9 protein-coding genes, 1 tRNA gene, 1 other RNA gene and 1 pseudogene are annotated in these 13012 nt (G+C 54.6%); all 12 read left to right on the forward strand.

Annotated features, from left to right (window positions below):
• The first annotated feature begins 123 nt into the window (after positions 1-123).
• The 12 genes and pseudogenes from ROR01S_RS16735 to ROR01S_RS16790 all read left to right on the forward strand — a co-directional run bounded on the left by ROR01S_RS16735 (position 124) and on the right by ROR01S_RS16790 (position 13008).
• Positions 124-732 (forward strand): autotransporter outer membrane beta-barrel domain-containing protein, encoded by a 609-nt coding sequence (locus tag ROR01S_RS16735; RefSeq protein WP_162268841.1) that lies wholly within the window; start codon positions 124-126, stop codon positions 730-732.
• A 239-nt stretch (positions 733-971) separates the two neighbouring features.
• Entirely contained in the window at positions 972-2174 is a 1203-nt protein-coding gene (locus ROR01S_RS16740; protein WP_015585546.1) for an L-lactate MFS transporter, read from the forward strand.
• A gap of 363 nt (positions 2175-2537) precedes the next feature.
• Positions 2538-4229 (forward strand): kdo(2)-lipid A phosphoethanolamine 7''-transferase, encoded by a 1692-nt coding sequence (gene eptB / locus ROR01S_RS16745; RefSeq protein WP_004868768.1) that lies wholly within the window; start codon positions 2538-2540, stop codon positions 4227-4229.
• 90 nt (positions 4230-4319) lie between these two features.
• Positions 4320-4396: transfer RNA gene (locus ROR01S_RS16750), tRNA-Pro, on the forward strand.
• Between the two features lie 33 nt (positions 4397-4429).
• Positions 4430-4561: non-coding RNA, RtT sRNA (locus ROR01S_RS16755), on the forward strand.
• 838 nt (positions 4562-5399) lie between these two features.
• Positions 5400-7007 (forward strand): dipeptide ABC transporter periplasmic-binding protein DppA, encoded by a 1608-nt coding sequence (gene dppA / locus ROR01S_RS16760; RefSeq protein ID WP_004868766.1) that lies wholly within the window; start codon positions 5400-5402, stop codon positions 7005-7007.
• Between the two features lie 106 nt (positions 7008-7113).
• Entirely contained in the window at positions 7114-8133 is a 1020-nt protein-coding gene (dppB, locus tag ROR01S_RS16765) for a dipeptide ABC transporter permease DppB (RefSeq protein WP_004868763.1), read from the forward strand.
• Between the two features lie 9 nt (positions 8134-8142).
• Complete coding sequence (dppC, locus tag ROR01S_RS16770; RefSeq protein WP_015585547.1) at positions 8143-9045, forward strand: dipeptide ABC transporter permease DppC; 903 nt, start codon at positions 8143-8145, stop codon at positions 9043-9045.
• 10 nt (positions 9046-9055) lie between these two features.
• Positions 9056-10039 carry a dipeptide ABC transporter ATP-binding protein gene (dppD, locus tag ROR01S_RS16775; protein ID WP_015585548.1) on the forward strand — a complete coding sequence of 328 codons (984 nt, stop codon included), beginning with the start codon at positions 9056-9058 and terminating at the stop codon, positions 10037-10039.
• Complete coding sequence (gene dppF / locus ROR01S_RS16780; protein ID WP_004868756.1) at positions 10036-11049, forward strand: dipeptide ABC transporter ATP-binding subunit DppF; 1014 nt, start codon at positions 10036-10038, stop codon at positions 11047-11049. Before dppD ends, dppF begins: the two co-directional genes overlap by 4 nt.
• Before the next feature lie 496 nt (positions 11050-11545).
• Positions 11546-12214, forward strand: a complete 669-nt coding sequence (gene bcsO, locus ROR01S_RS26365) for a cellulose biosynthesis protein BcsO (protein ID WP_073972312.1) — start codon at positions 11546-11548, stop codon at positions 12212-12214.
• A gap of 1 nt (position 12215) precedes the next feature.
• Positions 12216-13008, forward strand: a pseudogene (locus ROR01S_RS16790) (cellulose synthase operon protein YhjQ/BcsQ).
• Positions 13009-13012 lie beyond the last annotated feature (4 nt).

The following is a 13012-nucleotide window of genomic DNA, read 5'->3' on the forward strand; positions in this document are numbered from 1 at the left end:
AATCACATAATTCAGGGTATTCAGGGAAGCCCGTCCCATAAAAACACAGCAATAATGCCGGTTTGGCTCTTTTCTGGAGTCGCATTAATGATAATAAAGAAATGCAATGGCCTTCGGGGGATTATGCTCCCGGCGTGCGCAGTTGTCTGGGTCTCGTTTATCAGTGGCGCGAATGCCTGGCAACAGGAATATATCGCTATCGATACCAAAAGTAATACCCCTGAACGCTATACGTGGGATAGCGATCACCAACCCCGCTATGAAGATATTCTGGCGGAGCGGATGAATGCGTCCGGCGATCTTCCCGGTATTGCGCTGAATCAGGCGGTGGCGCCGCCGGATAGCGGCCGCGGGATGAGCGTGGGATGGAATTTTACTCTGGCCAACGGCGTCACTTCCGGCCCGGTGGCGAGTTTGCGTAGCGAGGTGATATCGACCGCACCCGCGCGCCGCGCGCCAGACAACCCCTACGTGAATACGCTTGGCTGGCGTATGGATTATCAGGCGCTATGGGGCGTCCATCCGTGGGCGCAGGTGAGCTACAACCAGCCGCTCTCTTCGGATCTGATGGGCCCTAATCGCGGTCAGGATGGCGCCTGGCGCGATGTCACCTTCGGGGCGGATATGGCCCTCAATTCACACCTTGCGGCCTGGGCGGCATTATCGCAGGCGGAGAATACGACAACGGGCGCCAACTATCTCTATGTGATGGGGGTGAGCGCTAACTTTTAGCCTTTATTTAGCATGCGTGAAACGTTCTTGTTACCTAAAAAACACAGTAATGGCGCATTGTTGTAAGATAGTAGTCACTAACTTATTTCTGCTGCGGTCATGCGCCTGCCTTTTTCAATGTCATTCATTCCGGCTCACATGCATTTCATTCCTTGCTGATGGCATTTCATGCCTTTTTTACCCTGGCGTTCAGGTGACTTCGCTATTGTGGCGGCAGTTAATTATTCAGGATATCTGCTATGAACGCTGCAAACAGTCAATATACCCGCTGGCTTACGCTGGCCGGCACGATCGTCACACAATTCGCGCTGGGATCGGTTTATACATGGAGTTTGTTCAACAGTTCCCTTTCCGCAAAACTGGACGAACCGGTAAGCCAGGTGGCTTTCTCCTTCGGTCTGTTAAGCCTCGGTCTGGCGCTATCCTCTTCTGTCGCCGGTAAACTGCAGGAACGCTTTGGCGTCAGACGCGTCACGATGGCGTCCGGTGTTCTGCTGGGGCTCGGCTTTTTCCTGACCGCTCACGCCAACAGCCTGATGATGCTCTGGCTCAGCGCAGGCCTGTTGGTGGGCCTGGCGGACGGCGCGGGCTATCTACTGACGCTCTCCAACTGCGTGAAGTGGTTCCCGGAGCGTAAAGGGCTGATTTCCGCCTTTTCCATCGGTTCCTATGGCCTCGGTAGCCTCGGGTTCAAATTTATTGATAGCCACCTGCTGGCCACCGTCGGGCTGGAGAAAACCTTTATTATCTGGGGCGCCATTGTCCTGGTGATGATTGTCTTCGGCGCCACCTTAATGAAAGATGCGCCGAATCATACCGCCGCCTCGCATAATGGCGTGGTGGAGAATGACTTCACGCTGGCCGAGTCGATGCGTAAACCGCAGTACTGGATGCTCGCCGTGATGTTCCTGACGGCCTGCATGAGCGGTCTGTATGTTATTGGCGTCGCGAAAGATATCGCGCAAGGGATGGTGCATCTGGATGTCGCGACGGCGGCGAATGCGGTCACCGTTATCTCTATCGCCAACCTGAGCGGACGTCTGGTTCTGGGGATTCTGTCGGATAAAATTTCCCGTATCCGCGTCATTACTATCGGTCAGGTGGTTTCCCTGGTCGGCATGGCTGCGCTGCTGTTCGCGCCGCTGAACGCCACAACCTTCTTTGCCGCGATTGCCTGCGTCGCCTTTAACTTCGGTGGAACGATTACCGTGTTCCCGTCGCTGGTCAGTGAATTTTTCGGTCTGAATAATCTGGCAAAAAACTACGGCGTCATCTATCTGGGCTTTGGTATCGGCAGCATCTGCGGATCGCTGATTGCCTCGCTGTTCGGTGGGTTCTACGTGACCTTCTGCGTTATCTTTGCCCTGCTGATTCTCTCCCTGGCGCTCTCGACGACGATTCGCCAGCCGAAAGGTGAAGTTTACAGCGAAGCCCACGCCTGATACGCCCTCTTTGCGGCGTCATACCGATATTCCTGAGCTATTTGTGCCTGTCCAACCAAATGTTTTGTAAATGTTTGGTTGGATCACACTCCCACCTGGTACTTTTTCCTTTCTCTGTGGTCTACTTAGCGCGCTTTGTAGAGGTTTCTTATACTCTCCGTCCTTCAAACTGCCTTATTGTTGACTGCGCTCGTTCGCCTCAGTCACTTACTTGAGTAAGCTCCAGAGGATTCACGAGCCCGTCGCCTCAAGGCATCTCGAATGGGTTTGAGTAGTTAATCAACCTGAACGCACCCTATTAACCTGCCCGCTTATATCGCGTAAGTCAGGTGGTTTTATCTCTTCTTTTTCCAGGTTTCATGCATGAATTATATTAGAACGATGACACAGCAGAAAGTCAGCCTTTGGCTGGCGCTGTACATCGGCTGGTTTATGAACGTTGCTGTGCTTTTCCGTCGCCTTGATGGTTATGCGCAGGAATTTACCCTCTGGAAAGGGCTTTCCGGGATTGTGGAACTGGTTGCCACCGTGCTGGTGACGTTTTTCCTGCTACGTGTTCTGTCGCTGCTGGGGCGGCGCGTCTGGCGAATACTCGCCACGTTGGTGGTGATTTTCTCCGCTGCCGCCAGCTATTACATGACCTTCCTGAACGTGGTGATTGGCTACGGCATCATTGCGTCGGTGATGACCACGGATATCGACCTCTCTCAGGAGGTGGTGGGTTGGTATTTGATTCTGTGGCTGGCGCTGGTCAGCGCTCCGCCGCTGCTGCTTATCTGGAGTAACCGCTGCCAGCATACTCTGCTGCGGCAAATTCGGACGCCGGGCCAGCGGGTAAAAAATATCGCCATCGTTGCTCTCGCCGGGTTAATGGTCTGGGGACCGATTCGCCTGCTCGAACTGCGGCAGAAGGATGTTGAGCGTAGCTCTGAAGTCGATATGCCGAGCTACGGCGGGGTGATTGCCAACTCGTATCTGCCATCGAACTGGCTTTCCGCGCTGGGGCTGTACGCCTGGGCGCAGGTGGATGAGTCCTCAGATAACAAGTCGTTGATAAACCCTGCCAAAAAATTCACCTATGTCGAGCCGCAGGGCCTGGATGATACCTACGTGGTGTTCATTATCGGTGAAACCACCCGCTGGGACCATATGGGGATCCTGGGTTATAACCGCAATACCACGCCGAAGCTGGCTCAGGAGAAAAACCTGGTGGCCTTCCGCGGCTACTCCTGCGATACCGCGACCAAACTCTCTCTGCGCTGCATGTTTGTGCGTGAGGGTGGGGCGGAAGACAACCCGCAGCGAACGCTGAAAGAGCAAAACGTCTTTGCTGTCTTGCACCAGCTCGGCTTTACCGGCGACCTGTATGCGATGCAGAGCGAGATGTGGTTCTACAGCAATACCATGGCGAACAGCATTGCCTATCGTGAGCAGATTGGCGCTGAACCGCGTAACCGCGGCAAAAGCGTGGACGACATGCTGCTGGTGGATGAGGTTAAGCGCTCTTTGATGAAGAATGACCATGGTAAACACCTGATTATTCTCCATACCAAAGGTTCACACTTTAACTATACCCAGCGTTACCCGCGCAGCTTTGCGCAGTGGCAGCCGGAGTGTGTGGGCGTGGACAGCAAATGCTCGAAAGCGGAGCTGATCAACTCTTACGATAATAGCGTGACCTATGTCGATCACTTTATCGTGAGCGTGCTGGACCAGCTGCGTGATAAGAAGGCGATTGTGTTCTATGCCGCCGATCACGGGGAGTCAATCAACGAGCACGAACACCTGCACGGTACGCCACGTAAGATGGCGCCGCCGGAACAGTTCCGTGTGCCGATGATGGTGTGGATGTCGGATAAATATCTGGCCGCGCCGGATCATGCTGCTTCGTTTGCCCGCCTCAAAGAGCAGGCGGCGATGAAAGTCCCGCGTCGTCATGTTGAGCTGTATGACACCATCATGGGTTGTCTGGGCTACACCTCGCCGGACGGTGGAATTAATGAGCATAACAACTGGTGCCGCGTTGCCGATGCGGGGAAAACCGTGGCGAAATAGCGGGAGTGGCGAGTTTCTCGCCGCTTGAGCTATTTTTTCCAAATAAGGCATTGACGGGTGTGAGTCTCAGCAGTAAGATGCGCCCGCATTCGGTGATTGGCGCAGCCTGGTAGCGCACTTCGTTCGGGACGAAGGGGTCGGAGGTTCGAATCCTCTATCACCGACCAAATTTAAAAGCCTGCTCAATGAGCAGGCTTTTTTGCATCTGAAGCCGGTGAGGATGAGAAGCTCCGGGGGCAGAGGTTCGACCCGAGCGTAGCGAGGGAACGTTGCTTAAGCAACGGCCCGCAGGGCGAGCCACGTAGTGGTGAGTCATCCTCTATCACCGACCAAATTTAAAAGCCTGCTCAACGAGCAGGCTTTTTGCATCTGAAGCCGGTGAGGATGAGAATCTCCGGGGACAGAGGCTCGACAATGCCTGCGGCCCTGACCGGTCATGTGTACCTCAGCAATTTTTAGCTGGCTTAACGCCCCTCAGGTCTATTTGCCGGTCTCCCTCTGCCGGCAGGAAAAACAGGCCTCTGCCCAAACCACCGTAAAAATGAGATCCCTTGCATCAATGGCGTTGAGCAGCGCGCCGGGCGCCACGATGTCGGAGTGTGATAGTTAACCAAAGTCACAAAAAAAGCACGAATCCTTGTTTCATGTTGTCTGTTAACTATTTTGTGACATCTTCCATTGTATTTTTTTATATATCTAAGGTTCTTTTTTCGCGAAGCTTATGGATAACTGCAGCATTTTCCGCTGTGCGTTTTAACGTTCGCGCTATTAATCGCTCACATATTGGCCACATCGTAATAAATTTTCACCATTTACCAGAATTGCTTATCACTAGCTGTTAAGAAGTATTAAGACATTTATGCTGCCTGCTCGCCGCTAGCATAAATTTCTCTGCTGAAAATAGCGTCTTGAAGTTTTTTTAATCTTTGCCTGCTGATTCTCACCCCGGATGTAAAACCCGGTTGGCTGTATTGACGTTTACGCATTCTGTTGACAGATTGTAGGGCATGAGGGGCATTTCATGGAGAATCCGCACTGCAACTCAGGCGTTTTTGTGAAAGGAATCCCCATCTCTCATCCAGGCCTTCGGGCACCACCGACCAGACCGGGTAAAAAATAAATAAAGGCCTGGCGGATATATGCAAACAACATCACATTTGGAGCAGAATAATGAGTATTTCCTTGAAAAAGTCAGGGATGCTGAAGCTTGGTCTGAGCCTGGTCGCCCTGACCGTTGCAGCAAGCGTTCAGGCTAAGACCCTGGTTTATTGTTCTGAAGGTTCGCCGGAAGGCTTTAACCCACAGCTATTCACTTCTGGTACAACCTATGACGCCAGCTCGGTGCCCATCTATAACCGCCTGGTTGAATTCAAAACCGGTACTACGGAAGTTATTCCGGGGCTGGCGGAAAAATGGGAAGTGAGCGAGGACGGCAAAACCTATACATTCCACCTGCGTCAGGGCGTGAAGTGGCAGGATAATAAAGACTTTAAACCCACTCGCGACCTGAATGCCGACGACGTTGTATTCTCGTTCGATCGCCAGAAAAACGCGCAAAACCCGTACCATAAAGTGTCCGGCGGCAGCTATGAATACTTCGAAGGGATGGGCCTCCCTGACCTGATTAGCGAAGTGAAGAAAGTCGACGATAAAACCGTCCAGTTTGTGCTGACCCGCCCGGAAGCGCCGTTCCTCGCTGACCTGGCTATGGACTTCGCCTCTATTCTGTCCAAAGAGTATGCCGACAATATGCTGAAAGCCGGTTCGCCGGAAAAAGTGGACCTGAACCCAATCGGTACCGGGCCGTTCCAGCTGCTGCAATACCAGAAAGACTCTCGTATTCTCTATAAAGCCTTCCCGGGCTACTGGGGCACCAAGCCGAAGATCGATCGCCTGGTCTTCTCCATTACCCCTGATGCTTCCGTGCGCTATGCCAAACTGCAGAAGAATGAGTGCCAGGTGATGCCGTACCCGAACCCGGCCGACATCGCGCGCATGAAAGAAGATAAGAACATTAACCTGCTGGAACAGCCGGGCCTGAACGTCGGCTATCTCTCCTTCAACACCGAGAAGAAACCGCTGGATAACGTGAAAGTCCGCCAGGCGCTGACCTATGCGGTAAATAAAGAAGCGATTATCAAAGCCGTTTACCAGGGCGCTGGCCAGTCCGCGAAAAACCTGATTCCACCGACCATGTGGGGCTATAACGACGACGTTAAAGACTACACTTACGATCCGGAAAAAGCGAAAGCGCTGCTGAAAGAAGCCGGCATGGAAAAAGGCTTCTCCATCGATCTGTGGGCAATGCCGGTACAGCGTCCGTACAACCCGAACGCGCGCCGTATGGCTGAGATGATCCAGGCTGACTGGGCCAAAATTGGCGTCCAGGCCAAGATCGTCACCTACGAATGGGGCGAGTATCTGAAGCGTGCGAAAGCAGGCGAGCACCAGACCGTGATGATGGGCTGGACCGGCGACAACGGGGATCCGGATAACTTCTTCGCTACCCTGTTCAGCTGCGCAGCAGCAAAAGACGGCTCGAACTACTCTCGCTGGTGCTACAAGCCGTTTGAAGATCTGATTCAGCCGGCACGTGCCACCGATGACCACAACAAACGTATCGAGCTTTATAAGCAGGCTCAGGTTGTGATGCATGACCAGGCTCCGGCGCTGATCGTCGCTCACTCCACCGTTTATGAGCCGGTGCGTAAAGAAGTCAAAGGCTACGTGGTTGACCCGTTAGGCAAGCACCACTTCGAAAACGTCTCTGTCGAATAATAAACAGTATGTTTCCCCTCTCCCTTAACGGGGAGGGGGGATTTCATTTGTGAGCAATACAGACGTCCTGTCACCAGGCGGGGCGTCACTATAGAGAATCCGGGTTATGTTGCAGTTCATCCTCCGACGTTTGGGACTTGTCATCCCGACATTTATCGGTATTACCCTTCTCACCTTTGCCTTTGTGCATATGATTCCCGGTGACCCGGTGATGATTATGGCGGGCGAACGTGGTATTTCCCCTGAACGTCACGCTCAGCTGCTGGCTGAAATGGGCCTTGATAAGCCGATGTGGCAGCAGTATGCCCACTATATCTGGGGTGTCTTGCATGGGGATTTAGGCATCTCGCTGAAAAGCCGTATTCCCGTGTGGCAGGAGTTCGTGCCGCGCTTTAAAGCCACGATGGAACTGGGCGTGTGCGCGATGATTTTCGCCGTTATCGTCGGTATTCCGGTGGGCGTACTGGCGGCGGTCAAACGCGGCTCTATCTTCGATCACACCTCCGTCGGCCTCGCGCTGACCGGTTATTCCATGCCGATCTTCTGGTGGGGAATGATGCTGATCATGCTGGTTTCAGTCCAGCTCAACCTGACGCCAGTCTCCGGACGTATCAGCGATACCGTGTTCCTTGACGACACCCTGCCGCTGACCGGTTTTATGCTCATCGATACCGCTATCTGGGGCGAGCCGGGCGATTTTATTGATGCCTTAATGCACATGATTCTGCCAGCCGTGGTGCTGGGCACTATTCCGCTGGCAGTTATCGTGCGTATGACCCGCTCCTCGATGCTGGAAGTGCTGGGCGAAGATTATATTCGCACCGCGCGCGCCAAGGGATTGACCCGGATGCGCGTCATCGTGGTCCACGCGCTGCGTAACGCTATGCTGCCGGTGGTCACGGTGATTGGGCTACAGGTAGGGACGCTGCTGGCGGGCGCCATTCTGACCGAAACCATCTTCTCCTGGCCTGGTCTAGGGCGCTGGCTGATCGATGCGCTGCAACGCCGTGATTACCCGGTGGTTCAGGGTGGGGTACTGCTGGTCGCGACGATGATTATCCTCGTCAACCTGCTGGTCGATCTGCTGTACGGCGTGGTGAACCCGCGTATTCGGCATAAGAAGTAAGGGGCCATCATGTCACAAATTACTGAAAATAAAGTTGTCGCCGCACCGGTGCCAATGACCCCTTTGCAGGAGTTCTGGCACTATTTCAAACGCAACAAAGGGGCGGTTGTCGGCCTGGTCTACGTCGCGATTATGATTATTATCGCCGTGTTCGCTAACTTCCTCGCCCCTTATAACCCGGCGGATCAGTTCCGCGACGTGCTGCTGGCGCCGCCGGCCTGGCAGGAGGGGGGAAGCTTTGCGCATCTTCTGGGGACCGATGACGTGGGCCGCGATATTCTGTCGCGACTGATGTACGGTGCGCGCTTGTCGCTGCTGGTTGGCTGTCTGGTCGTGGTGCTGTCGCTGATTCTCGGCGTGGTGCTGGGCCTGATTGCCGGCTACTTCGGCGGGGTGATCGACTCCATCATCATGCGTGTTGTCGATATCATGCTGGCATTGCCGAGCCTGCTGCTGGCGCTGGTGCTGGTGGCTATCTTCGGCCCCTCGATCGTGAACGCTTCGCTGGCGCTCACCTTTGTCGCCCTGCCGCACTACGTGCGATTGACTCGTGCGGCGGTGCTGGTGGAAGTGAACCGCGACTACGTCACCGCTTCACGGGTGGCAGGCGCGGGGGCAATCCGTCAGATGTTCATCAACATTCTTCCTAACTGCCTTGCTCCGCTGATTGTTCAGGCGTCGCTGGGCTTCTCTAACGCCATTCTCGATATGGCCGCTCTTGGCTTCCTTGGCATGGGTGCGCAGCCGCCGACACCGGAGTGGGGCACGATGCTCTCCGACGTGTTGCAGTTCGCGCAGAGTGCCTGGTGGGTCGTCACCTTCCCGGGTGTCGCGATTCTGCTGACGGTGTTGGCATTTAACCTGATGGGTGACGGTCTGCGTGACGCGCTCGATCCCAAACTGAAGCAGTAAGAGGTTCGAGATGGCGTTATTGAATGTGGATAAATTATCGGTGCACTTCGGCGACGAAGGGACACCGTTTCGCGCGGTAGACCGCGTGAGTTACAGCGTGAACCAGGGTGAAGTGGTTGGCATTGTCGGCGAGTCCGGCTCAGGTAAATCGGTCAGCTCACTGGCGATCATGGGGCTGATTGATTATCCCGGCCGCGTGATGGCGGATAAGCTGGAATTTAATGGCCGCGATCTGAAGCGTATCTCAGAAAAAGAGCGCCGCCAGCTGGTGGGGGCGGAAGTGGCGATGATCTTCCAGGACCCGATGACCAGCCTGAATCCGTGTTACACCGTCGGCTATCAGATTATGGAAGCCATTAAAGTACATCAGGGCGGAAATAAGAAAACCCGTATCCAGCGGGCGATCGATCTGCTGACGCTGGTTGGCATCCCTGACCCGGCATCGCGTCTTGATGTCTATCCGCACCAGCTTTCCGGCGGGATGAGCCAGCGCGTGATGATCGCCATGGCGATTGCCTGCCGGCCCAAGCTGCTGATTGCGGATGAACCGACCACCGCGCTGGATGTGACCATCCAGGCGCAGATCATTGAGCTGCTGCTGGAGCTGCAGCAAAAAGAGAACATGGCGCTGGTCCTGATCACCCACGATCTGGCGCTGGTGGCTGAGGCGGCACACAAAATTATTGTGATGTACGCCGGTCAGGTTGTGGAGACGGGCGATGCGAAGGATATCTTCCGCGCACCGCGCCATCCTTATACTCAGGCGCTGCTGCGCGCGCTGCCGGAGTTTGCCCAGGATAAAGCGCGGCTGGCGTCGCTGCCGGGCGTCGTGCCAGGGAAATATGACCGCCCCAACGGCTGTCTGTTAAACCCGCGCTGCCCCTATGCCACGGATAAGTGCCGCAGCGAGGAGCCTGAGCTGAACCGCGTCGACGGCGCCCGTCAGTCGAAATGCCACTACCCACTGGATGATGCCGGGAGGCCTACGCTATGAGTACCCATGAGGCCACCACGCAACAGTTCTTGTTGCAGGCCATTGATCTGAAAAAATATTACCCGGTGAAGAAGGGGCTGTTTGCGCCGGAAAGGCTGGTTAAGGCGCTGGACGGGGTCTCGTTTACCCTCGAACGCGGGAAAACGCTGGCGGTGGTTGGCGAGTCCGGCTGTGGAAAATCGACGCTGGGCCGTCTGCTGACGATGATTGAGATCCCGACCGGCGGCGAGCTTTACTATCAGGGTCAGGACTTATTAAAGCCAGACGCCACGGCGCAAAAGCTGCGTCGGCAGAAAATCCAGATTGTGTTCCAGAACCCCTACGGCTCGCTGAATCCGCGTAAGAAAGTGGGGCAGATTCTGGAAGAACCGTTGCAGATCAACACGTCGCTGAGCAAAGAACAGCGCCGTGAAAAAGCGCTGGCGATGATGGCGAAGGTCGGGCTGAAAACGGAGCATTACGATCGCTATCCGCACATGTTCTCCGGCGGTCAGCGGCAGCGCATCGCGATTGCCCGTGGTCTGATGCTGGACCCGGATGTGGTGATTGCCGATGAACCTGTCTCCGCGCTGGACGTGTCGGTCCGCGCGCAGGTGCTGAACCTGATGATGGATCTGCAGCAGGATATGGGGCTGTCGTATGTGTTCATCTCCCATGACCTGTCGGTCGTGGAGCACATTGCGGATGAAGTGATGGTGATGTATCTCGGCCGCTGCGTGGAGAAAGGGTCCAAGGATCAGATCTTCAACAACCCGCAGCATCCGTATACTCAGGCCCTGCTGTCGGCCACGCCACGCCTGAATCCGGACGATCGCCGCGAACGTATTAAGCTGACCGGCGAACTGCCGAGCCCGTTGAATCCGCCGCCGGGCTGCGCGTTTAACGCCCGCTGCCGCCGTCGTTTCGGCCCGTGTACCCAGCTACAGCCGCAGTTGAAAGATTACCGGGGTCAGCTGGTCGCCTGTTTTGCCGTTGACCAGGATGAAAATCAGCAAAAACAGCTCGCCTGATGTTCCCTGCTGCTGTCGAAGGCGTCAAAACTTTCGGCAGCAGCCGCTTATTATGCCCGGAGAAGAGTCAGGCTTGAGAAAGTACCTGACTGCTGTTTTTCGACTTAAATAATTAATTTGACCTATTTATACAACGATATAAAAAGTCTAAAATATATTCCATCACGCATCATAGTTATTTTGTTCTGCGCATTATCTAAAGATCAATTAGAGAAAAACCTGGTTATTTTAAGGGGGCGCTGAGCTCAGGTTTGGTGGGATCACAGGACCTCCTAAAAAATGGAGCTATCATTTCTTATAAGAAATGATAGGGTAACCGCAAAATTATCAGTGATTTACGCCACCTTGAACGATACTCCTCTACAACGTCATTGTATTGTTGGTCATTCTGACCAACTTAAGTTGATGAAAAACAATAAAATAAACTATGCTCTAAAGGCGTAGTATCAAAATAAAAACAGCTAAAATATTATTTATTAGAATCATGAGGTTATCCATGAACCATTATGATGATTTGCAGCGCTTCAAGGAAAAGACTCGTACGCAAAGTCTGGATTTCAAGGACCTTTCATCACACGCAGCCGCCAGAGAACAGGGAGATTGGGTTATTCTCAATCAGCTCTCTCCTGGGGAAGAAAAAGAATCCTCGCTGGCCATGGGAGGATCGGTATCGTTACCGATACCGCAGCCGGTGCCGACGGATATGTTTCATTGGGTCGAGGCAGAATCCGCGCACACGCCGCAACCAACGTCACCTGCAGCCCCGGCTCCGGTCATGCCACCCCCTGTCTCCGTTTCAGCGCCACATGACCCCCTTTCGGTTGCAGAACATACGTGGGCAGCAGAATCTGTGCCGGCAATGGCCGTACCCCATACGCCTGCTCCCGCTCCAGCCGCTGCGCCTGCACCAGCCGTTGCGCCCGCTCCAGCCGTTGCGCCTGCTCCAGCCGTTGCGCCTGCTCCAGCCGTTGCGCCTGCTCCAGCCGTTGCGCCCGCACCAGCCGTTGCGCCTGCACCACCGGTAGCGGTTCGCCCGGTCGTGCCGTCTGCACAGGCGGCGGAAGGCTATGCTCATTTATTTGCGGCAAAAGCCGTTGAACCGGTGGCGAAAAATAAAGATCAGCCGCTGAAATCACTTTTAGAAAGGATTGCGACATGCCGTTGATCTGCGTGTGTTCTCCCAAAGGCGGCGTAGGAAAAACGACCCTCGCGGCAAATCTGGCCTATTCATTAGCTCGCGCAGGCAGCAAAGTCCTGGCGATCGATTTTGACGTGCAAAATGCGCTGCGTCTGCATTTTGGCGTCCCTCTTAGCGATGAGCGCGGCTATGTTGCGAAAGCGCTGGAGCTTCATGACTGGAGCCAGTGCGTACTGAGCGCGGGCAGCAATATTTTTGTCCTGCCGTATGGCGACGTCAGCGAGGCGCAGCATCAGGCTTTTGATGAACACCTTGCCACGGACGCCCATTTCCTCACCCGCGGGCTGGCGGCATTATTGAATTATCCCGGATTAATTATCATCGCCGACCTGCCACCCGGCCCTTCACCGGCGCTGACGGCCTTAACGCCGCTGGCCGATCTGCACCTGGTGCCGCTGCTGGCGGACACCGCCTCGATGTCGACCCTGTCGCACGTCGAAAAGCAGCGTTTAACCGGCGGTAAGCTAAACCACAAACTTGGGCACTTTTTCGTGCTGAATCAGAGTGATAACCGCCGTCAGGTCAGCCGTGACGTCACCGCTCTGATGGAGGATAAACTGGGCGATCGTCTGTTGGGTATTATCCATCGTGATGAGAGCGTCGTTGAAGCGAATGCTTCCCAGAAGTCGATTCTCGACTTTAGCTCTTCCTCTGCAGCCGCCTTTGATATTGAAATTATGGCAAAAAAAATCTCTGCGCTGTTGGGTATTAAAATTGGCGACGGCACGGTGCACAGCCAGCCTCGTATGTCAGGGCTTTAACTTA

Origin of the sequence: Klebsiella ornithinolytica NBRC 105727 = ATCC 31898 (assembly GCF_001598295.1) — a bacterium.
In the GTDB taxonomy this organism is placed as follows: Bacteria; Pseudomonadota; Gammaproteobacteria; order Enterobacterales; family Enterobacteriaceae; genus Klebsiella; species Klebsiella ornithinolytica.